The organism is Streptomyces sp. DSM 116793 (assembly GCF_057320905.1).
This window is the reverse complement of record NZ_CM170494.1, coordinates 3700860-3722356: the sequence shown is the minus strand read 5'-3', so window position 1 is coordinate 3722356 and position 21497 is coordinate 3700860. Positions and strand designations below refer to the sequence as shown.

Sequence of the window (21497 nt, the reverse complement as noted above, 5' to 3'; positions counted from 1 at the left end):
CCGGCCTGGGCGAGGCAGCCGGCGTCGAGAGTGAGCCCGCGCGCGTGGTGGCGCCTCCGGGGACGCGGACGGGGTGGCGAGTGAGTCTGCGCGGAGCGGTTCCGCGCGTGTGGTGCGGTTCCGCGCGCGTGGTGCGGTTCCGTGGGACGCGTACGGGTGACCGGGTGCCGGCGGGATCAGAGGCCGCTGACGAGTGACTCCGCGTGTGCCCCGCCCGACTCGGCGACGATCTCCTCGATGCTCTGGGCCGGCCGCACCACGGCGAACCGCACGCCCCCGGGTCCTCCGTCCGCCCCTCCGCCCGCGCTCTCGTCCGCCGCGAAGCCGAAGACCGCGGGACGCGGCAGGGAGTTGTACGCGTAGTGGTGCGCGAAATAGTAGGCACCGGTGTCCAGGACGGCCGCGTAGTCGCCCGGCCGGAGCAGCGGCAGGGCGCGGTCGCGGGCCAGCAGGTCGCCCGCGAAGCAGGCGGGGCCCGCGACGTCCTGGACGACGTCCTCCCCGGTCCTGGGCCGGCCCTCGGCGTCGTAGCCGGCGATGCGCAGCGGCCAGGACGCGGGCGCGTAGACGGTGCGGGCGGCGACCTGCACACCCGCGTGGGTGACGGCGATGGGGCGGCCGCCGGAGGACTTCGTGTACTCGACGCGGGCCAGGACGAGCCCGTGCTTGGCGAGCAGCGACCGGCCGAACTCGGTGACCAGGCCGTACCGCCCGTCGAAGAGCCCCGGCACCCGCTCGGCGAGCAGCCGGGCGTAGTCGGCGTACGTCGGGATCTGCTCGTCGGAGGAGAAGTTGACCGGCAGGCCGCCGCCGATGTCGATGGTGTCGATCTGCCGGCGCCCGGCCTTGGCGTTGATCTCCTCCGCCAGCTCGTACGTGGCCGCCAGGCCCTCGGCGATGAGGTCGAGCGCGACGCCCTGGGAGCCCGAGTGGGTGTGCAGCCGGGTCAGCCACGGCCGGTCCAGGTAGGCGCGCACCACCCACTCGCGGGCGCCCTCGTCCCGCAGGGCGACCCCGAACTTGGACGTCGCGGTGGCCGTGGAGAGCGCCTCTATGGTGCCGCTGCCGGTCTGCGGGTTCACCCGGATGCCGAGGGGCGCGGGGGCCCTGCCCCCGGCGGGACGGTCACCGGGCGCGCCGGGCGGCGCCGACGGCACCAGGGCGTCGATGCGCGCCAGCTCCTGGGCGTTGTCCGCGTTGACGGCGACCCCGAGCGCCAGCGCCTCGCGCAGTTCCCCGGGCGTCTTGGCGGGGGAGTCCAGCACGATGCCGGCGGCCGGGATGCCGGCGGCCCGCGCCAGCGCCAGTTCGCCGGGGCTCGCCACCTCCGCGCCGAGGCCCGCCTCCCGCAGCAGCCGCAGCACCGGGACCAGCGGCGCCGCCTTCACCGCGAAGGCGTGCAGCACGGGGGTGCCGGGCGGGGTCACCGCTGCGAACGCCTCCCGGAGCCGCGCCGCGGACTCGCGGATCCCGTCGACGTCGAGCAGCGCGACGATGGGGATGTCCGGGCCGACGAGGCCCCGCTCCACGGCCGCCCGCACGGCGGCGTCACGGCGCCGGCCGCTCAGCGCCCCGGACGCCGTCCCCCGCGCCGCCGCGCCCCGCGCCGCCGTCCCCCGCGCCGCCGCGCCCCGCGCCGCCGTGGCCTCGTCCCCGCGCACGCCGTCGCGCGTCCCGTCCGGCACACGCATGCCGTCGCCCGCGCCGCCGCGCGACCCGCTGCCCGCGCCGCCGCGCGACCCGCTGCCCGCGCCGCCGCGCGACCCGCTGCCCGCGCCGCCGCGCGACCCGCTGCCCACGTCGCCGTGTGCGCCGCCGCGCGCGCCGTCGCTGACGTCTCCCCGCGCGCCGCCGCGCACGCCGCCGTTCGCGCCGTCATCCACACCGATGTCCACACCGATGTCCACGCCGTCGTCCATGCCGTCCATAGCGTCCATAGGCCCCGGTCCGTCCGTTCCGCGACGCCGCCGCACGATCCCGCCGTGGGTGCACGCGGCCGCCGCCCGATCACTGGTCCGCGGGCGCCCGCCGTGGCCGGGCCACGCCGTGCGCCGCGGTCGGTCCACGCCGTGCGCTGCGGTGGAGCCAACGCACTGGTCCCCCGCTCTGTTCCAGCCAATCACCCCTGGCCGCGGCGGGCACCGGCGGGCCCGGGCCCCACGCGGCCGAGAGCCGTGCCGCGCTTGGCGCAGACCGCCTTGTTGACTAGTTCTATTCAGGAGACGAGGATGTGAATAACTGGCTGTAACAGTCGCGAGGAGGCACTTCATGTCAGGACCACGCCCGCCCGTCTCCCGCCACCACGCTCAGACGAGGTCCTACGGGCCGCCCCCCGGCCCGGTACGCGCCCCACGCGGCACGGAGCTGAGCGCCCTGGGCTGGCCCCAGGAGGCCGCCCTGCGGATGCTGCAGAACAACCTCGACCCCGAGGTCGCCGAGCACCCCGAGCGGCTCGTCGTCTACGGCGGCACCGGCAAGGCGGCCCGCGACTGGCGCTCCTTCGACGCGATGGTGCGCACGCTCACGACCCTCAAGGCCGACGAGACGATGCTGGTGCAGTCCGGCCGCCCGGTCGGCGTCCTGACCACCCACGAGTGGGCGCCGCGCGTGCTCATCGCCAACTCCAACCTGGTCGGCGACTGGGCCACCTGGGAGGAGTTCCGCCGCCTGGAGGCGATGGGCCTGACGATGTACGGCCAGATGACGGCCGGGTCCTGGATCTACATCGGCACGCAGGGCATCCTGCAGGGCACCTACGAGACGTTCGCCGCGGTCGCCGCCAAGCGGTTCGGCGGCTCCCTCGCCGGGACGATCACGCTCACCGCCGGGCTCGGCGGCATGGGCGGCGCCCAGCCGCTCGCGGTCACCATGAACGACGGCGTGGCCATCTGCATCGACTGCGACCCGCGCGCCATCGAGCGCCGCATCGGGCACCGCTACCTGGACGTGCGCGCCGACTCCCCGGCCGAGGCGCTCCGGCTCGCCGTGGAGGCGCGCGACGCCCGCCGGCCGCTCTCCATCGGCCTGCTGGGCAACGCCGCCGAGCTGCTGCCGCGGCTCCTCGCCGAGGGCGCCCCCATCGACGTCGTGACCGACCAGACCAGCGCCCACGACCCGCTCTCCTACCTGCCGCTCGGCGTCGCCTTCGAGGACATGGCCGGCTACGCCGCCGAGAAGCCCGCCGACTTCACCCAGCGGGCCCGCGAGTCGATGGCCCGTCATGTTCAGGCCATGGTCGGCTTCAAGGACGCGGGCGCCGAGGTCTTCGACTACGGCAACTCCATCCGCGGCGAGGCCAAGCTCGCCGGGTACGAGCGGGCCTTCGACTTCCCCGGGTTCGTGCCGGCGTACATCCGGCCGCTGTTCTGCGAGGGCAAGGGGCCCTTCCGGTGGGCGGCGCTGTCCGGCGACCCGAAGGACATCGCGGCCACCGACCGCGCCATCCTGGACCTCTTCCCCGAGAACGAGTCGCTGGCCCGCTGGATCAGGCTGGCCGGCGAGCGCGTCCACTTCCAGGGGCTGCCGGCCCGGATCTGCTGGCTCGGCTACGGGGAGCGGGACCGCGCGGGGGAGCGGTTCAACGACATGGTGGCGAGCGGCGAGCTGGCCGCCCCGCTCGCCATCGGCCGCGACCACCTGGACACCGGCTCGGTGGCCTCCCCGTACCGCGAGACCGAGGGCATGCGGGACGGCTCCGACGCGATCGCCGACTGGCCCCTGCTCAACGCCATGGTCAACGTCGCCTCCGGCGCGTCCTGGGTCTCCATCCACCACGGCGGCGGCGTCGGCATGGGCCGCTCCCTGCACGCCGGCCAGGTGACGGTCGCCGACGGCACGCCTCTCGCCGGCGAGAAGATCCGCCGGGTCCTCACCAACGACCCCGGGACCGGTGTCATCCGGCATGTCGACGCGGGGTACGAGGAGGCGGAGGCGGTGGCCGAGGCGCGTGGGGTGCGGGTGCCGATGCGGGAGGACGGCGAGTGAGCGCGGGGTCGCCGTCCGGGGCCTTCCGCCCCGGGGTGCTCCACTCCGCGTCTGCGGCTCCCCCGCCGGGGCAGGGCCCCGGGGCTCCGGGCGCCCCCGGGGGCGGGCCGGGTCCGGTGGGGCAGAGCCCCGGTGCCCCCGGGGGCGGGGCAGGCCCGGCGGGGGGTGGCGGTGCGCTGCAGGCCGCGGCTCCGGCTGTGCCCACCCGTTCCGCCCTGCGGAACGATTGCCCACAGCCTGTGTGGGCTGCGTCCGCTGCTGGACCTGTGGGCAGCCATTCCGCCGGGGCGATGGGGGTCCCTCCGGTCGAACGAGGCCGAGACGGGGGGAAGGCGGACACAGCCGGACCCGTGGACGGGGGACTGCCGATGGGGGCGGATGCCCGACCGACGGGCGGGCCTTCGGCCGCGGGCCGGGTGGCCGAGCCCGCCTGGGGCGGGGGCGACGCGCCGTCGTTCCGGGAGATGTGGCGCGACCTTGCGCCGGTCGGGCGGAACGCCGGGAGCGGCGGGTACCGCAGGTACGCCTGGACCGCGGCGGACGGCGAGTGCAGGGAGTGGTTCCGGGCGCAGGCCGAGGGGCGGGGGCTCGGCTACGAGGTGGACCGGAACGGCAACCAGTGGGCCTGGCTCGGCGACCCCACCCGAGGCGGCGCCGTGGTGACCGGCTCGCACCTGGACTCCGTCCCGGACGGCGGCGCCTACGACGGCCCCCTCGGCGTCGTCTCCGCGTTCGCCGCGCTGGACGCCCTGCGCGCCTCGGGAGAGGTGCCGGACCGTCCGCTGGGCATCGTCAACTTCGGCGACGAGGAAGGCGCGCGCTTCGGCCTCGCCTGCGTCGGCTCCCGCCTCACCGCGGGCCGGCTGACCCGCGGCGCGGCGCACGAGCTGCGCGACGCGGACGGCGTCAGCCTGCCGGAGGCGATGGCGGCGGCCGGGTACGACCCGGACGCCCTCGGCCCCGACCCGGACCGGCTCGCCCGGATCGCCGCCTTCGTCGAGCTGCACGTCGAGCAGGGCCGCGCCCTGGACCGCACCGGCGACCCGGTCGGCATCGCGTCCGCCATCTGGCCGCACGGCCGCTGGCGCTTCGACTTCCGCGGCGAGGCCAACCACGCCGGCACCACCCTCCTCGCCGACCGTCGCGACCCGATGCTGGGCTACGCGGAGACCGTGCTCGCCGCCCGCCACGAGGCGGAGCTGGCCGGGGCGCTCGCGACCTTCGGCAAGGTTGCCGTGGAGCCCAACGGCGTCAACGCCATTCCGTCCCTCGTCCGCGGCTGGCTGGACTCGCGCGCCCCCGACCAGGCGACCCTGGACGCCGTCGTCGCGGCCGTCGAGCGCGTCGCGCGGGAGCACGCGGCACGGCACGGCGTCGAGCTCGACGTGGTCCGCGAGTCGGCGACACCGGTCGTGGAGTTCGGCCACGCGCTGCGGGACGAGATCGGCCGCATCCTCTCGGGCGGTACCGGACCCGGCGGCACCCTCTCGGGCGGTACCGGACCCGGCAGCGCCGACGGGGCCGCCGGGTCGGGCGGTGGCGCCGCCCCGCGGCGCGTCCCCGTGCTGCCCACCGGCGCGGGACACGACGCGGGAATCCTCTCCGGAGCCGTCCCGACCGCCATGCTGTTCGTACGGAACCCCACCGGCGTCTCGCACTCCCCGGCCGAGCACGCCACCGAGGAGGACTGCCTCACCGGTGTGCGCGCCCTGACCGAGGTGCTGCGGGGGCTCACCCACGGGCAGGACCACAGGTGACCTCGGACACGACCACGTACTGGATGGAGCACGCCTGGCTCGGCACGCACGTCGAACCTGGCGTGGCTGTCGACGTCCACGGCGGCCGGATCGCCGCCGTGCACACGGGCACGCCGGCCCCGCCGCGGGGCGCGGAGCCGCTGCGCGGCCTGACCCTGCCGGGCCTCGCCAACGCCCACAGCCACGCCTTCCACCGCGCCCTGCGCGGGCTGGTGCAGATCGGCACCGGCACCTTCTGGACCTGGCGCGAGCTGATGTACTCGGTGGCGGACCGGCTCACCCCGGACACCTACCACCGCCTCGCGCGGGCCGTGTACGCGGAGATGGCGCTCGCCGGGATCACCGCCGTCGGCGAGTTCCACTACCTGCACCACGCGCCCGGCGGCCGGCCCTACGCCGAGCCCAACGCGATGGGCGAGGCCCTGATCGCCGGCGCGCAGGAGGCCGGCATCCGGATCACCCTGCTGGACGCGGCCTACCTCTCCGCGGGCTTCGGCGCCCCGCCCGACGTGCACCAGCAGCGCTTCTCGGACGGCACCGCCGAGGCCTGGGCCGAGCGGGCCTCGGCGCTGGGGGAGGCCCCGCACGCCCGCATCGGGGCGGCCGTGCACTCCGTGCGGGCGGTGCCCGCGGACCAGCTGGACACCGTCGCCGAGTGGGCCCGGGACCGCGACGCCCCGCTGCACGTGCACGTCTCCGAGCAGACCAAGGAGAACGACGACTGCCGCGCCGCCCACGGCTGCACCCCCGCCCGGCTGCTCGCCGACCACGGCGTGCTCGGGCCGCGCACCACGGGCGTGCACCACACCCACCTCACCCGGGAGGACATCCGGCTGATCGGCGACTCCCACACCGGCACCTGCATGTGCCCCACCACGGAACGGGACCTCGCGGACGGCATCGGGCCCGCGGCGGCGCTCCAGCGCGCGGGCAGCACGCTCTCACTGGGCACCGACAGCCACGCCGTCATCGACCTGCTGGAGGAGGCCCGAGCCATGGAGCTCGACGAGCGGCTGCGCACCCGGCGCCGCGGCCACTGGACCGCCGCCGCACTGCTGCGGGCCGCCACCGCGGACGGCCACGCGGCGCTCGGCTGGCGGGACTCGGGCACGATCGAGCCGGGCTGCAGCGCCGACTTCACGACGGTGGCCCTGGACTCCGTGCGCACCGCGGGCGCCCCCGCCCGGCTGGGCGCCGAGACCGCCGTCTTCGCGGGCACCGGTGCCGACATCCGGCACACCGTGGTCGCCGGCCGGCACGTCGTACGCGACGGAGCGCACACGCTGGTCCCGGACGTCCCCGCCGCCCTGACCGCGGCCATCGAGGCACTGAGCGGCTGACCCCGCCGAGAGGAACGGATGACCACCCCGGAGAACACCCCCACCGCCCCCACCGCCTCCACCGCCCCCACGGCCTCCGCACCCGGGCCGCACCCCGGCGGCACCGGTACCGGCACCGGCACCGGCATCGGTACCGGCATCGGTACCGGCATCGGTACCGGCATCGGTACCGGCAGCGGTACCGGCACCGGCACCGGTACCGGCGTGCCGGTCGCGCCGGGCCCCGGCCTGCCCCTCGGCACGGCCGCCGGCGCCCCCCGGCCCGCCGCCTCCGGCACGACCGTGATCACCGGCATCGCCGCCCTGGTCACCAACGACCCCTCCCTCGGCGACGGTTCCCCGCTCGGCCTGGTCCGGGACGCGGCCGTCGTCCTGGACGGCGACCGCGTCGCCTGGGTGGGCGCAAGCGGCCGGGCGCCCGCCGCCGACCGGCACGTCGACGCGGAGGGCCGCGCCGCGCTGCCCGGCTTCGTGGACTCCCACTCCCACCTGCTCTTCGCGGGCGACCGCACCGAGGAGTTCAACGCCCGGATGTCCGGCCGCCCGTACACCGCGGGCGGCATCCGCACCACGGTGGCCGCCACCAGGGCCGCCGGCGACGGGACGCTGGAGGCCACCCTCACCCGCCATCTGCGCGAGGCGCTGCGCCAGGGCACGACCACCTTCGAGACCAAGTCGGGCTACGGCCTGACCGTGCGGGACGAGGAGCGCGCCCTGCGCATCGCCGCGCGGCACACCGACGAGGTGACGTTCCTCGGCGCGCACATCGTGCCGCCCGAGTACGCGGACGACCCGGACGGCTATGTCTCCCTGGTCACCGGCGAGATGCTGGACGCCTGCGCCCCGCACGCCCGCTGGATCGACGTCTTCTGCGAGCGTGGCGCCTTCGACGCCGACCAGGCCCGCGCCGTGCTCACCGCGGGCCGGGAACGGGGCCTCGTGCCCCGGGTGCACGCCAACCAGCTCACCGCGGGGCCCGGTGTGCGACTCGCCGTGGAGCTGGGCGCGGCCAGCGCGGACCACTGCACCCACCTCACCGACGACGACGTGGCGGCGCTCGCGTCCGGGGACACGGTGGCCACGCTGCTGCCCGGTGCGGAGTTCTCCACCCGGGGGGCGTGGCCCGACGCGCGGCGGCTGCTGGACGCGGGGGCCACGGTGGCGCTGTCCACCGACTGCAACCCCGGTTCGTCGTTCACGTCCTCGCTGCCGTTCTGCATCGCCCTCGCGGTGCGGGACATGGGGATGACGCCCGGTGAGGCGGTCTGGGCGGCCACGGCCGGGGGCGCGGCGGCGCTGCGCCGCACCGATGTGGGGCGGGTCGCGCCCGGCGCCCGTGCGGACGTCGTGCTCCTGGACGCCCCCAGCCACGTCCACCTGGCCTACCGGCCCGGGGTGCCGCTGGTGGCGGCGGTATGGCGCGCGGGCGCCCGCCTTTTGTGAGCCGAGCTCACGCAGGGACGCGGGGAACCGCGCGACCAGCCCCCACCGGCCGGTGGTCAGGCATCAGAGCCCAAGGGCCTCGGCCCACCCCAGGGGTCTCGGCCCGGTGGCCCGCCGCAGGCGCGTCGTGGCTGGTCGCGCGGTTCCCCGCGCCCCTTCCGCGGCTCGGCGGGCCACCGCCTGCCGAGCCGGGGCGAGGCGAGCCGTCAGGCTCACTCCTCGACTGTCAGCCCCTTGCGCAACCGCACCAACGTGCGGGAGAGCAACCGGGAGACGTGCATCTGGGAGATGCCCAACTCCTCCCCGATCTCGGACTGCGTCATGTTCGCGACGAACCGCAGGGACAGGATCTTCCGGTCGCGGGGCCCCAGCTCCGCGATCAACGGCTTCAGGGACTCGACGTACTCGATCCCCTCCAGCCCATGGTCCTCGTACCCGATGCGGTCCGCGAGGGCGCCCTCGGAGTCGTCCTCCTCGGGCTGCGCGTCCAGCGAGCTGGCCGTGTAGGCGTTGCTGGCCGCCATGCCCTCCACGACCTCGTCCCTGGACAGGTCGAGGCGTGCGGCGAGTTCGGCCACCGTGGGCGCGCGGTCGAGCTGCTGGGCGAGTTCGTCGCCCGCCTTGGCCAGGTCGAGTCTGAGCTCCTGCAGTCGGCGCGGCACCCGCACCGACCACGAGGTGTCCCGGAAGAACCGCTTGATCTCGCCGACGATCGTGGGCATCGCGAAGGTGGGGAACTCGACGCCGCGGCTGAGCTGGAAGCGGTCGATGGCCTTGATCAGGCCGATGGTGCCCACCTGGATGATGTCCTCCATCGGCTCGCTGCGGGAGCGGAACCGGGATGCGGCGAACTTCACCAGGGCGAGGTTGAGCTCCACGAGGGTGTTGCGCACGTAGGCGTGCTCATGGGTGCCCTCCTCCAGCGTCTCCAAGCGCTCGAAGAGGGTCTTCGACAGGGCCCGTGCGTCGACGGGACCCACCGTGTCGTAAGGGGGGATCTCCGGAAGGTCGGTCAGGCCCTCCGGGAGGAGGTCGGCTCCAGCGGCGTGGTCCGCGAGCTCGTCCGTGAGGTCAGGGGGGAGAGTCGACGTCGCCTGGTCAGGGTGCGGTGCGTCGAGCCGGGGTGACATGATGTCCTCCATCGTTCTCGGCATATGGCTGCCGAAGCCACTTTCTGGGCTGGGGTGTGCGGCGCCTCCAAGGCCGACGTGTCCGAATGCTTTCCCTCTAGGCCTACCCGGTTTCGCGCACCCGTCGCAAGTAGCGGTTCGCCCCAAATGTCCATTTCTGGGGGGTTGTTCGGGTACCGGAGGGCGGCCACAGGGCGTAATGTTCGAAAGAGTCAGGCAACACCCACGACGCTCGGGAGAGAGACGGCATGGACCGCGGGACGGTCGGCAGTACGCACAAGGGCCGGCTGCACGTCGAGGTGCGAGAACAGGGCTCCACCGCCGTGGTGACCCCGGTGGGCGAGTTGGACCATGCCACCGCGGACGTGCTGCGCGAGCCGCTGGAGAGCAGTCTTGGCAACGGATGCACCCGGGTGGTGGTCGACTGCTCCGGCTTGCAGTTCTGCGACTCCACCGGGCTCAACGTGCTCCTCGGCGCCCGCCTCAAGGCCGAGGCCGAGGGCGGCCAGGTCCACCTGGCGGGCATGCAGCCGGTGGTCGCCCGGGTCTTCGAGATCACCGGGGCGGAGGCCGTCTTCACCGTGCACCCCACGCTCGACGCCGCCCTGGCCGACTGAACCAGGCGTTACGCCACAGTTCTCCCTGCGTGATCGCCGCGTAACCGGCGTCACAGCTCTCGCGTCGAATTAGTGGGTGTTCTCACGGTTCGGCCGGGCAGAAGACACGTGGATCCGTCGTCGTACGGCGGCCGGGGAGGCGTGCCACGGCCCGCGGAGCGGCCTCGGGCGAGGCACGGACCGTTGCTGACATTCTGAATCGTTGAACTGGTGAATCGGTGAGGTGAAGCGCTGATGAGCACCACCCGCCCGGGCTCGCCGGGCGATGGGGGCCCGGAGCCGGGTGCCGAGGGCGCCGCGACGGCGCCGGGGCATCCCGCTTACTCCGTGCCCGGTGCCGTCGCCCCCACCGACCCCGCCCCCACCGACCCCGCCCCGGCCGCCGCCGCGCCCGGCAGCGCCGCCGGCATCGTCGGCGCCCCCGACCCGGGGGACGAGCTGGACGACGCGGGCCGCCGCAGCCGCCGCCTCAGCTTCCGCGACGCCACCGGCATCGTGCCGCTGGCGAGGGACTTCACCCGGCAGGCGCTCTACGCGTGGGGCTGGCTGCCGGCTTCCGGCGCCGACCAGCGCGCCGCGGCCGAGGACGTCCTGCTGGTCGTCTCCGAGCTGGTCACCAACGCCTGCCTGCACGCCGAGGGGCCCGAGGAGCTCTGGCTCGGCTGCGACCGCAAGATGCTGCGCATCGAGGTGTCCGACCGCGGCGCCGGCCAGCCCGCCCCCCGCACGCCGCACCGCGCGGGACGCCCCGGCGGGCACGGCATGTTCATCGTGCAGCGCCTCTGCCTGGACTGGGGGGTGATCCGGATGCCCGGACTGCCGGGCAAGACCGTCTGGGCGGAACTCGGCTCCCCTTAGGGGGCGCCGGAGCCCCGAAGGGACCGTGCCGGGCGCCGGCCTCGGCGGCCCTGACCCGCCTGCCGGCGCCTCAGTGCACCCGGCCCATCGCCTCAGTGCACCCGGCCCATCAGGGTCCTGACCCTGCCCCGGTAGGTGTAGACGCCGATGCCGGCGAGGACCGCGACCGCGGCCTCCAGCGCCACGATCCCGGTGGTGTTGAGGTCGACGCCGGCCAGCGAGAGCAGGCCGGTGACGCAGTCGCCCGCGGTGACGGCGAGGAACCACACGCCCAGCATCTGCGAGGCGTACTTGGCCGGCGCCATCTTGGTGGTCACCGACAGGCCGACCGGCGAGAGGCACAGCTCGCCGACCGTCTGCAGCAGATAGATCCCGACCAGCCACAGCGGGCCGACCTTGCCGCCGCCCGCCGCCGACAGCGGCAGCATAAACAGGAAGAACGACAGCCCCACCAGCGCCAGGCCGGCCGAGAACTTCACCACGGTGCTCGGCTCCTTGGCGCGGCGCGCCAGGTACAGCCAGACCCAGGCGAGCGGCGGCGCCAGCGCCATGATCAGCACCGGGTTCACCGACTGGAACCAGGAGGCCGGGAAGGACCAGCCGAAGACCGAGGTGTCGGTCTTGTCGGCCGCGAAGATGGCCAGCGTGGAGCCGCCCTGGTCGTAGATCATCCAGAAGATGGCGGCGGCCGCGAAGAACCAGATGTAGCCGGTCATCCGGGACTGCTCGCCGGCCGTCAGCTCCTTGTCCCGCTTGATGCGGACCAGCACCCCGATCGGGATCAGCAGGCCGGCCACGGTGATCGGCACCAGCGCCCAGTTCATGGTGTACAGCCCGGCGGCGACCACGGCGCCGTAGAACACCGCGGCCGCCACCACCCACAGCAGTGCCTTGCGCAGCACCGAGTTCCGTTCCTCGCGGGGCAGCGGCTCGGGGACCAGGCTGGAGCGCGGGTTCAGGTGGCGGGTGCCGAACAGGAACTGCACCAGGCCGAGGCCCATGCCGACGGCGGCGAGCGCGAAGCCGAGGTGCCAGCTCACCTGCTGGCCGACCGTGCCGATCACCAGCGGCGCCGCGAAGGCGCCCACGTTGATGCCCATGTAGAAGACGGTGAAGCCGCCGTCGCGGCGGGGGTCGTCCGGGCCGTCGTAGAGGTGGCCGACCATCGTGGAGATGTTGGCCTTCAGCAGTCCGGAGCCTATGGCGACCAGCGCGAGACCGGCGAAGAACGTGGCCTGCCCCGGCAGGGCCAGGGTGAGGTGGCCGAGCATGATGACCGTGGCCGAGACGGCGACCGTCCTGCGCGGACCCCAGACCCGGTCGCCGAACCAGCCGCCGGGCATCGCCAGCAGGTACACCATGGCCAGGTATATCGAGTAGATCGCGGTGGCGGTGGCCGCGGTCATCGCGAGACCGCCGCCCTGCGAGCCGGTGGCGGCCGCGGCACCGCCGGAGACGAGGTACAGCGGGAGCAGGGCCCGCATGCCGTAGAAGCTGAAGCGCTCCCACATCTCGGTCATGAACAGGGTGGCCAGTCCGCGGGGGTGGCCGAAGAAGGTCTTCTCCGGTCCCGGGATCGGGGACGAGTCCTTCGTCAGGCTGGACGCCATGGGTGGTCCTTGTGGGTCGGGACGTACCGCGCGGGGGTTTCCCGCTCCGTTCGGAACCGCGGCACGCCGGTGGGGGGCGCGGCCGGAACCGGTGGCGCACGTCGGACCCGCGGACGGGACGCCCGCTCCCGGGGGAGGGGGCACCACCCCTGGTGGGGGCGTGTGACGGACGACACCGGGATCCACACCCCGGGCGCTTCCTCACGCACGGGGCCCGGCCACGGGTCATTGCTCGGGGACCGGGACCGGCGGGGCCCGACCCCTTCTCACCGGCACATACAGAAGTGACCTTTGGGGAAGAAGCCGTGATGGCCCCCAAAGGCCCTGAAGTGGTTCCGCGTACCGATGAGTACCGCCGAATACTGCTTACAGGCGTTCTGCCACCATACGGCACGTGAGAGTCGCATATGGAAAGGGTTGAGACAGGAATCACAGGTCCCATCTCCTGCGCAACCCTCTTTCCAAGGCGTTCGCCAGCATTGCATCCGCAAGCCGCAGGCGCACACCGCGCGCCCCATGTCAGGGTGCCGTGCGCCCCGGTACGGCCACCGATCGCGCCACGGGCCCTCAGCCACGCGGACTACCATCACCCCATGACCCGTGTACTGCTCGCCGAGGACGACGCGTCCATTTCGGAGCCCCTGGCCCGTGCCCTGCGCCGGGAGGGGTACGAGGTCGAGGTACGGGAGGACGGCCCCACCGCGCTGGACGCCGGCATGCAGGGACAGGTCGACCTGGTCGTCCTGGATCTGGGCCTGCCCGGCATGGACGGCCTGGAGGTGGCCCGCAGGCTGCGCGCCGAGGGCCATGCGGTGCCGATCCTGATCCTCACCGCCCGCGCCGACGAGGTCGACACCGTGGTCGGGCTCGACGCGGGCGCCGACGACTACGTCACCAAGCCGTTCCGGCTCGCCGAACTGCTCGCCCGGGTGCGGGCCCTGCTGCGCCGCGGCGCCGCCGAGCCCCAGCAGCCGCCCGCGACGCACGGCGTGCGGATCGACGTCGAGTCGCACCGCGCCTGGATGGGCGAGGAGGAACTCCAGCTCACCGCGAAGGAGTTCGACCTGCTCCGGGTGCTGGTGCGGGACGCCGGCCGGGTGGTCACCCGCGACCAGTTGATGCGCGAGGTCTGGGACACCACCTGGTGGTCGTCCACCAAGACCCTCGACATGCACATCTCCTGGCTCCGCAAGAAGCTCGGCGACGACGCGGCCAACCCCCGGTACATCGCCACCGTCCGCGGGGTCGGCTTCCGCTTCGAGAAGAGTTAGGGGGTTTCTGATGGATCTTCGTGGGGAAGGAGCGGCGTTCGGTGCGTGCTCTCGGCGTGCCGGGTGCAAGTCCTCGTACTGGGCGTACGTGGGCTTGTGCCCGGTGCGGCGAGTGGGGGTGCCCCCGCGCGAGCGCAGCCGAGCGTGGGGGAGCGTGCCGGGCGTCGCGACGCCGCGGAGATCCATCAGAAGCTCCCTAGTGCAGTGACCGGAACGGTTCACCGGCTCGCAGTGGGGGAGTCGCGAGCTTCCGGCGAACCTTCCCGGTCACAGCGCTAGCCAGACCTACCGGAGGTGCCTGCGCCGTGCGCCGCCGCCTGATCAACTCCACGCTCGCCGTGGTGCTCGTCGTGATCGCCGTGTTCGGGGTCTCGCTCGTCATCGTCGAGACCCGCACGATCAGCAACAGCGCCCATGAGCGGGTGGACTCGGAGGCGGTGCGCCTGGTCAGCATCGTCAACAGCCGGCTGCTCACCGACCGGCAGATCACCGGCGACGTCCTCAAGGACCAGGTCGCCGAGCGGTACGCGGTGATCGACATCCCCGGCCGGCCGCCCATCGAGATCGGCACCCGCCCCACCGGCGACGTGATCAGGGCCAACGCCAAGGGCGACCGGGGCGAGACCGTCACCGTGGAGCAGCCGCAGTCCACCGTCACCCGGGAGGTCGGCAGGACCCTGCTGATCATCGGGGCGGTGGCCGCGCTGGCGATCGCCGCGGCCGTGCTGCTCGCGGTCCGCCAGGCCAACCGCCTCACCTCCCCGCTCACCGACCTCGCCGAGACCGCCGAGCGCCTCGGCTCCGGCGACCCCAGGCCCCGCCACAAGCGGTACGCGGTACCCGAGCTGGACCGCGTCGCCGACGTGCTGGACGGGTCCGCGGAGCGCATCGCCCGGATGCTCACCGCCGAGCGCCGCCTCGCCGCGGACGCCTCGCACCAGCTCCGCACCCCGCTCACCGCGCTCTCCATGCGCCTGGAGGAGATCACGGTCACCGACGACCTGGACACCGTCAAGGAGGAGGCGACCATCGCGCTCACCCAGGTCGAGCGGCTCACGGACGTCGTGGAGCGGCTGCTCACCAACTCCCGGGACCCGCGCACCGGCAACGCCGTCGCGTTCGACCTGGACGAGGTGATCAAGCAGCAGATAGAGGAGTGGCGCCCGGCCTACCGCAGCGCGGGACGCGCCATCATCAACTCCGGCGAACAGCACCTGACGGCCGTGGGCACGCCCGGCGCGGTCGCCCAGGTGCTCGCCGCGCTGATCGAGAACTCCCTGATGCACGGCGGCGGCACGGTCGCCCTGCGCACGCGCGTCACCGGCAACCAGGCGGTGATCGAGGTCACGGACCAGGGGCCCGGGGTCCCCGCCGACCTCGGCGCGCGCATCTTCGAGCGGACGATCAGCGGCCGGAACTCCACGGGGATCGGGCTCGCCGTCGCCCGCGACCTCGCCGAGGCCGACGGCGGCCGCCTGGAGATGCTCCAGGCGAAGCCGCCCGTCTTCGGCCTCTTCCTGTCCCGCACACCACTGCGGAGGCCCGCGGGGACGGGCGAGCCGACTGTGCGGTAAGCCCTGCGGTGAGCCCTGGCCGGGGCGGCCTGCGGCCTGCCTGTGCCCCTGAAGGGCACGGGGAACCGCTGGGGGGTACCTCTTCCTTTCAGGCAATGGGGGACAGCCATGGCGACCCTGCGGGTCGCCACCGGCCACAAGGGGCAGTTTCGGTCGTATCCGGACCACCGGCCGATGGGCGGTTGGCCGCGCACTTCCCCGCGCCCCTTCAGGAAGCCGGGCCGACGTCGGCCGTTGACGCTACGGACGCCCGTTCCGCGCGGGCACCGGGGCGGCCGGGGGCCGCTGCGGCAGCGTCCGGAAGACCCACGTCCGGTACGACCAGAAACGGAACAGCGTGGCGAGGCCGATGCCGAGGAACTTGAAGATGTTGCTCTGCAACGGGGAGTCCCAGCCGAACCAGTACGTCGCCGCGTACAGCAGGCCGTTCTCGATCACCAGCCCGACCGCGCTGAACAGCAGGAAGAGGCCCAGCTCCTTGGTCCGCCGGCTCTTGTCGCGGTCCCGGTACGCGAAGTACCGGAACCCCACGTAGTTGAAGACGATGGCGACCACCGTCGCGATGACGCTGGCGCGCACCACCTGGAGGTCGGTCGCGCTGCGTACCAGGTTGAACACGAGCAGGTTGACGAGGAGCCCCGCGCCGCCGACCGCACCGAACTTGACGAGCTCGCGCACCGTCCGCTCCACCCGCGCCCACAGCGCGCCTGCGGGCGATGTCTTCGGATGCGCGGCGTCGTCCTGGTCCATGGTCTCGTCCCGCCCCCGACTCGCTCGTCGCTCGTGTGCGTCAACCGCACCATGCTAACCAGCCCTCTCGGGCCGCTCTCCGCGGCCGATACCCTGGGGCTGTGACGTTCCCGGTAGTCGGCATGGTCGGCGGTGGCCAGCTCGCTCGTATGACACACGAGGCGGGCATCCCGCTGGGCATCAAGTTCAAGCTCCTCAGTGACACCCCGCAGGACTCGGCGGCGCAGGTGGTGGGCGACGTTGTCGTCGGCGACTACCGCGACCTGGCGACGCTGCGCGCCTTCGCGCAGGGCTGCGACGTGATCACGTTCGACCACGAGCACGTGCCCACGGAGCACCTGCGCGCCCTGGAGGCCGATGGCGTCCGGGTGCGTCCGGGTGCGGACGCGTTGGTGCACGCCCAGGACAAGGGCGTGATGCGGGCCCGGCTGGACGCCCTCGGGGTGCCCAGCCCGCGGCACCGCATCGTGCGGGACCCGGCCGACGTGGCGGCGTTCGCCGCCGAGCAGGCCGGGGGCGCGGACGGCGCAGCCGGGGGCGCGGATGGCGCGGGGGGCCCCACTGCGGGCGGTGGCTTCCCGGTCGTCCTGAAGACCGTGCGCGGCGGCTACGACGGCAAGGGCGTCTGGGTGGTCAGGTCCGCGGACGACCCCGCGATCGCCGAGCCCTTCAAGGCCGGGGTGCCCGTGCTGGCGGAGGAGAAGGTCGACTTCGCCCGGGAGCTGGCCGCCAACGTGGTCCGCTCGCCGCACGGCCAGGCCGTCGCCTACCCCGTCGTCGAGTCCCAGCAGGTGAACGGCGTCTGCGACACGGTCATCGCGCCCGCGCCCGGCCTCTCCCAGGACCTCGCGCTGCACGCCGAGGAGCTGGCGCTGCGGATCGCGAAGGAGCTGGGCGTCGTCGGCCACCTCGCCGTCGAGCTGTTCGAGACCCGCGACGGCCGCGTCCTCGTCAACGAGCTGGCGATGCGGCCGCACAACTCCGGCCACTGGACCCAGGACGGCGCGATCACCTCGCAGTTCGCCAACCACGTCCGCGCCGTCCTCGACCTGCCGCTCGGCGACCCCCGGCCCCGCGCGCCATGGACCGTGATGTGCAACGTCCTCGGCGGCGACTACCCCGACATGTACGCGGCCTACCTGCACTGCATGGCCCGCGACCCCCAGCTCAAGATCCATATGTATGGCAAGGACGTGAAGCCCGGCCGCAAGGTGGGGCACGTCAACACCTACGGCGACGACGTGGACGATGTGCTGGAACGCGCCCGTCACGCTGCCGGCTACCTCAGAGGAACGATCACGGAATGACGCACTCCCCTGATTCGGCGGGCCAGGACGCACCGGGCGCCTCGGCGGGCCCGGTCACGTCGGTGGGCACGGACGCCGCCCGCACCGCGGGTGCCGCACGGGCCGTCGAGGGCCCGGCCGTCGGCATCGTGATGGGCTCGGACTCCGACTGGCCCGTCATGGAGGCGGCGGCCCAGGCGCTCGACGAGTTCGAGATCGCCTACGAGGTCGACGTGGTCTCCGCGCACCGGATGCCCCAGGAGATGATCGCGTACGGCGAGCAGGCCGCCGGCCGCGGGCTGCGGGCGATCATCGCGGGCGCGGGCGGCGCGGCGCACCTGCCGGGGATGCTCGCCGCGGTCACCCCGCTGCCGGTGATCGGCGTCCCGGTGCCGCTGAAGCACCTGGACGGCCTGGACTCCCTGCTCTCCATCGTGCAGATGCCGGCCGGGGTGCCGGTCGCCACGGTCTCCGTCGGCGGCGCCCGCAACGCCGGCCTGCTCGCCGCCCGGATTCTCGCGGCGCACGACGACGAGCTGCTCGCCCGGATGCAGGAGTTCCAGCGGCAGCTGAACGAGCAGGCGACCGAGAAGGGCCGGCGGCTGCGCGCCAAGACGCAGAGCGGCGCCGCGGGCTTCGGCTTCCGTTCGGGGAAGTGAGGAGATGGCGTCCGAATCCGCCGGGACACCGGCCACTGCCGCGGTCTCCACGGCCTCGTCCGCCTCCGCCGCCTCCACCGGCGCGTCTGCCTCCGCCGGGCCCTCGGCCGCGTCCGCCTCCGCCGCCTCCACGGCCTCGTCCGCCTCGGCCGGGCCCTCGGCCGCGTCTGCCTCCGCCGCCTCCACGGCCTCGTCCGCCTCGGCCGGGCCCTCGGCCGCCGAGCCCGAGGCCCGGGCCGCCGACGCCCTCACCGAGGCCCGTGCGCTGCTGAGCGAGTACCCCGTCGTCGACGGGCACAACGACCTCCCGCACGCGCTGCGCAAGCAGGTCCGCTACGACCTCGGCCGGCGCGACATCGCCGCCGACCAGAGCGCGTTCCTGCACACCGACCTGGCCCGGCTGCGGGCCGGCGGGGTGGGCGCGCAGTTCTGGTCCGTCTATGTCCGCAGCGACCTCGCCGGGGACGACGCCGTGAGCGCCACCCTGGAACAGATCGACTGCGTCGAGCAACTCCTCGCCCGCTACCCGGAGGCCCTGGCCCCGGCGCGCACCGCCGCCGACATGGAGCGGGCGCGCGCCGAGGGGCGCATCGCCTCCCTGATGGGTGCGGAGGGCGGCCACTCCATCAACTGCTCGCTGGCGACGCTGCGCGGTCTGTACCGGCTCGGGGTGCGCTACATGACGCTCACCCACAACGACAACGTCCCCTGGGCGGACTCGGCCACCGACGAGCCGGGCGTCGGCGGGCTCTCTGCGTTCGGCCGCGAGGTGGTGCGGGAGATGAACCGCATCGGCATGCTGGTCGACCTCTCGCATGTCGCGCCCAGCACGATGCGGGACGCGCTGGACGCTACCGAGGCGCCCGTGATCTTCTCGCACTCCTCGGCGCGCGCCGTCTGCGACCACCCGCGGAACATCCCGGACGACGTCCTGGAGCGGCTGCCCGCGAACGGCGGCGTGGCGATGGGCACCTTCGTGCCCAAGTTCGTGCTGCCCGCCGCGGTCGCCTGGACCGAGGCGGCCGACGAGAACATGCGCGCCCACGGCCTGCACCACCTGGACACCACTCCGGAGGCGCTGGCCGTGCACCGTGCCTTCGAGGAGCGCCACCCGCGCCCCGTCGCGACCGTCGCCACGGTCGCCGACCACCTGGACCACATGCGCGAGGTGGCCGGCATCGACCACATCGGCATCGGCGGCGACTACGACGGCACGGCCTTCACGCCGAGCGGTCTGGACGACGTCTCCGGCTATCCCCGCCTCATCGCGGAGCTGCACACCCGGGGCTGGTCCCGCGCGGACCTGGCGAAGCTGACCTGGCGGAACGCGGTGCGGGTACTGGGCGCGGCGGAGTCCGTCGCCGCGGACCTCGGGGCCCGCCGGGCCCCGTCCAACGCGACGATCGGCGAACTCGACGGCTGAGGTTCCCCGGTTCCGCTCGGGGCGCCCGTGGTTCGCCGGGTGCCCCGGTTCCGTCAAGGGGCGCCGGGGGACGGCCGGTGGCCGGGGCAGGGCACAGGCCGCCCGGCAGGGCACAGGCCGCCCCTTGCGGCCGGTGGCGACCTCCAGGGTCGCGTCGTGGCTGCTCGCGCAGTTCCCCGTGCCTCTGAAGGGGGCGCCAGGGGCACCCCGGGGCCAGGGGGAGCCCCTGACGGGGCACCGTCGCCCGACAGGGCGCTGTCAGGCCGTCGGGCGGCCCATCGCCCGGTACGTCCAACCGGCCGCACGCCACCGCGCCGCGTCGAGCGCGTTGCGGCCGTCGAGGACGAGCCGCCGGGCGACGACCGGCGCCAGCGCCGCCGGATCCAGCTCACGGAACTCACGCCACTCCGTGAGGTGCAGCACCACGTCAGCGCCGCGCACCGCGTCCAGCGCCGACTCGGCGTAGCCGAGGGTCGGGAAGACCCGCCTGGCGTTCGGCATGCCCTTCGGGTCGTAGACGGTGACCTGGCCGCCCTGGAGGTGGATCTGCCCGGCGACGTTCAGCGCCGGCGAGTCCCGGACGTCGTCGGAGTCCGGCTTGAACGCGGCGCCCAGCACCGCGACCCGCTTGCCCAGGAAGCTCCCGCCCACGCCCTCGCGCGCCAGGGCGACCATCTGGCCGCGGGCCCGCATGTTGATGGAGTCGATCTCGCGGAGGAACGTCAGCGCCTGGTCGGCGCCCAGCTCGCCCGCGCGGGCCATGAAGGCCCGGATGTCCTTGGGCAGGCACCCGCCGCCGAAGCCGATCCCGGCCCGCAGGAACTTCTTGCCGATCCGCTCGTCGTGCCCGATGGCCTCGGCGAGCTTGGCGACGTCGCCGCCGGCCGCCTCGCAGACCTCCGCCATGGCGTTGATGAACGAGATCTTCGTGGCCAGGAACGAGTTCGCCGAGGTCTTCACCAACTCCGCGGTCGGGAAGTCCGTGACGATGAACGGGGAGCCCTCGGCGACGGGTTTCGCGTACACCTCACGCAGCAGCTTCTCGGCGCGCTCGCTGCGCACGCCGACCACGATCCGGTCCGGGTGCAGGGTGTCCTCGACGGCGAACCCCTCGCGCAGGAACTCCGGGTTCCACGCCAGCTCGACGTCGCTGCCCGCGGGCGCCAGCTCCGCGATCCGGCCCGCCAGCTGCGCCGCGCTTCCCACCGGCACCGTGGACTTCCCCACCACCAGCGCCGGCTTGCGCAGCTGCTTGCTGAGCGAGTCCACCGCCGCGTTCACATACGACATGTCGCAGGCGTACTCGCCGTGCTTCTGGGGGGTGTTCACGCAGACGAAGTGCACATCGCCGAAGTCGGCGGCCTCGGCCCAGTCCATCGTGAAGCGCAGCCGCCCGCTGGACCCCTCGATCCCGGCGACGTGCGCCCGCAGCAGCTCCTCGAGCCCCGGCTCGTACATCGGGACCTCGCCGCGCGAGAGCATCTCGATCTTCTCGGGCGCGACATCGAGTCCCAGCACCTCGAAGCCCAGCTCGGCCATGGCCGCCGCGTGGGTGGCCCCGAGGTAACCCGTGCCGATCACGGTGATCTTGAGAGGCATGCGTACTCCAGGACTTCTGCGAGGACGGTGTGGGTGTATGTGGGCGGTCGTGCGCTGGCCCGAGCATAGCCGCGGGCCCCTGTGGGCAGGCCCTGAACGACTGCCTCCGGACGCTGTCGGGAAGCTCACGCGCGTGTGCCTGTGCCTGCCGGGGGCGGGCCCGTAGGATGCGGTTACTTAACGGTAGTTAGCGACC

The 21497-nt window shown here is 74.0% G+C and carries 16 protein-coding genes; 11 read left to right on the top strand and 5 right to left on the bottom strand.

The features are described 5' to 3' along the window. Nucleotides 1–176 precede the first annotated feature (176 nt). Complete coding sequence (locus ACSMXW_RS14420; protein WP_485808033.1) at nt 177–1691, bottom strand: type III PLP-dependent enzyme domain-containing protein; 1515 nt, start codon at nt 1689–1691, stop codon at nt 177–179. Nucleotides 1692–2268: 577 nt separating this feature from the next. Between ACSMXW_RS14420 and hutU the strand changes: the two genes are divergently transcribed. The 4 genes from hutU (at nt 2269) to hutI (ending at nt 8524) form a co-directional block, all read left to right on the top strand. Further along, nucleotides 2269–3984 (top strand): urocanate hydratase, encoded by a 1716-nt coding sequence (gene hutU / locus ACSMXW_RS14415; protein WP_485806692.1) that lies wholly within the window; start codon nt 2269–2271, stop codon nt 3982–3984. A 368-nt stretch (nt 3985–4352) separates the two neighbouring features. Next, on the top strand, nt 4353–5741 hold the full coding sequence (locus ACSMXW_RS14410) for an allantoate amidohydrolase (protein ID WP_485808032.1): 1389 nt from the start codon (nt 4353–4355) through the stop codon (nt 5739–5741). Beyond that, a complete protein-coding gene (locus ACSMXW_RS14405; protein WP_485806690.1) occupies nt 5738–7081 on the top strand; it encodes a formimidoylglutamate deiminase in 1344 nt (447 codons plus the stop codon). Before ACSMXW_RS14410 ends, ACSMXW_RS14405 begins: the two co-directional genes overlap by 4 nt. Before the next feature lie 18 nt (nt 7082–7099). Then, nucleotides 7100–8524, top strand: coding sequence for an imidazolonepropionase (hutI, locus tag ACSMXW_RS14400; protein ID WP_485806688.1), 1425 nt, complete (start codon nt 7100–7102; stop codon nt 8522–8524). A 212-nt stretch (nt 8525–8736) separates the two neighbouring features. Here hutI and ACSMXW_RS14395 read toward each other — a convergent pair whose 3' ends face one another. Further along, entirely contained in the window at nt 8737–9666 is a 930-nt protein-coding gene (locus tag ACSMXW_RS14395; RefSeq protein ID WP_485806687.1) for an RNA polymerase sigma factor SigF, read from the bottom strand. A gap of 236 nt (nt 9667–9902) precedes the next feature. Here ACSMXW_RS14395 and ACSMXW_RS14390 point away from each other — a divergent pair, with 236 nt between their 5' ends. Then, nucleotides 9903–10271, top strand: a complete 369-nt coding sequence (locus ACSMXW_RS14390) for an STAS domain-containing protein (protein ID WP_485806685.1) — start codon at nt 9903–9905, stop codon at nt 10269–10271. Nucleotides 10272–10505: 234 nt separating this feature from the next. After that, complete coding sequence (locus ACSMXW_RS14385; RefSeq protein ID WP_485806683.1) at nt 10506–11129, top strand: ATP-binding protein; 624 nt, start codon at nt 10506–10508, stop codon at nt 11127–11129. Between the two features lie 92 nt (nt 11130–11221). On the opposite strand, the gene ACSMXW_RS14380 is transcribed toward ACSMXW_RS14385, so the two are convergent. Then, the gene (locus ACSMXW_RS14380) at nt 11222–12739 is read right to left on the bottom strand and encodes a peptide MFS transporter (RefSeq protein ID WP_485806681.1); all 1518 of its coding nucleotides are present in this window, start codon (nt 12737–12739) and stop codon (nt 11222–11224) included. A 593-nt stretch (nt 12740–13332) separates the two neighbouring features. Between ACSMXW_RS14380 and ACSMXW_RS14375 the strand changes: the two genes are divergently transcribed. Both ACSMXW_RS14375 and ACSMXW_RS14370 read left to right on the top strand, forming a co-directional pair. Further along, entirely contained in the window at nt 13333–14010 is a 678-nt protein-coding gene (locus ACSMXW_RS14375) for a response regulator transcription factor (RefSeq protein ID WP_212912349.1), read from the top strand. Between the two features lie 305 nt (nt 14011–14315). After that, nucleotides 14316–15584: an ATP-binding protein gene (locus ACSMXW_RS14370; protein ID WP_485806679.1), complete on the top strand. Its 1269-nt coding sequence runs from the start codon at nt 14316–14318 to the stop codon at nt 15582–15584. Nucleotides 15585–15824: 240 nt separating this feature from the next. Here the strand turns inward: ACSMXW_RS14370 and ACSMXW_RS14365 are convergent, their stop codons facing one another. Further along, entirely contained in the window at nt 15825–16334 is a 510-nt protein-coding gene (locus ACSMXW_RS14365; protein ID WP_485806677.1) for a GtrA family protein, read from the bottom strand. A 101-nt stretch (nt 16335–16435) separates the two neighbouring features. Here ACSMXW_RS14365 and ACSMXW_RS14360 point away from each other — a divergent pair, with 101 nt between their 5' ends. The 3 genes from ACSMXW_RS14360 (at nt 16436) to ACSMXW_RS14350 (ending at nt 19702) form a co-directional block, all read left to right on the top strand. Further along, nucleotides 16436–17641, top strand: a complete 1206-nt coding sequence (locus ACSMXW_RS14360) for a 5-(carboxyamino)imidazole ribonucleotide synthase (protein WP_485806676.1) — start codon at nt 16436–16438, stop codon at nt 17639–17641. 131 nt (nt 17642–17772) lie between these two features. Beyond that, entirely contained in the window at nt 17773–18279 is a 507-nt protein-coding gene (gene purE, locus ACSMXW_RS14355) for a 5-(carboxyamino)imidazole ribonucleotide mutase (RefSeq protein WP_485808030.1), read from the top strand. A gap of 4 nt (nt 18280–18283) precedes the next feature. Continuing rightward, nucleotides 18284–19702, top strand: a complete 1419-nt coding sequence (locus ACSMXW_RS14350; protein WP_485806674.1) for a dipeptidase — start codon at nt 18284–18286, stop codon at nt 19700–19702. A gap of 258 nt (nt 19703–19960) precedes the next feature. Here the strand turns inward: ACSMXW_RS14350 and ACSMXW_RS14345 are convergent, their stop codons facing one another. Continuing rightward, complete coding sequence (locus ACSMXW_RS14345) at nt 19961–21301, bottom strand: UDP-glucose dehydrogenase family protein (protein WP_485806672.1); 1341 nt, start codon at nt 21299–21301, stop codon at nt 19961–19963. Nucleotides 21302–21497: the final 196 nt, after the last annotated feature.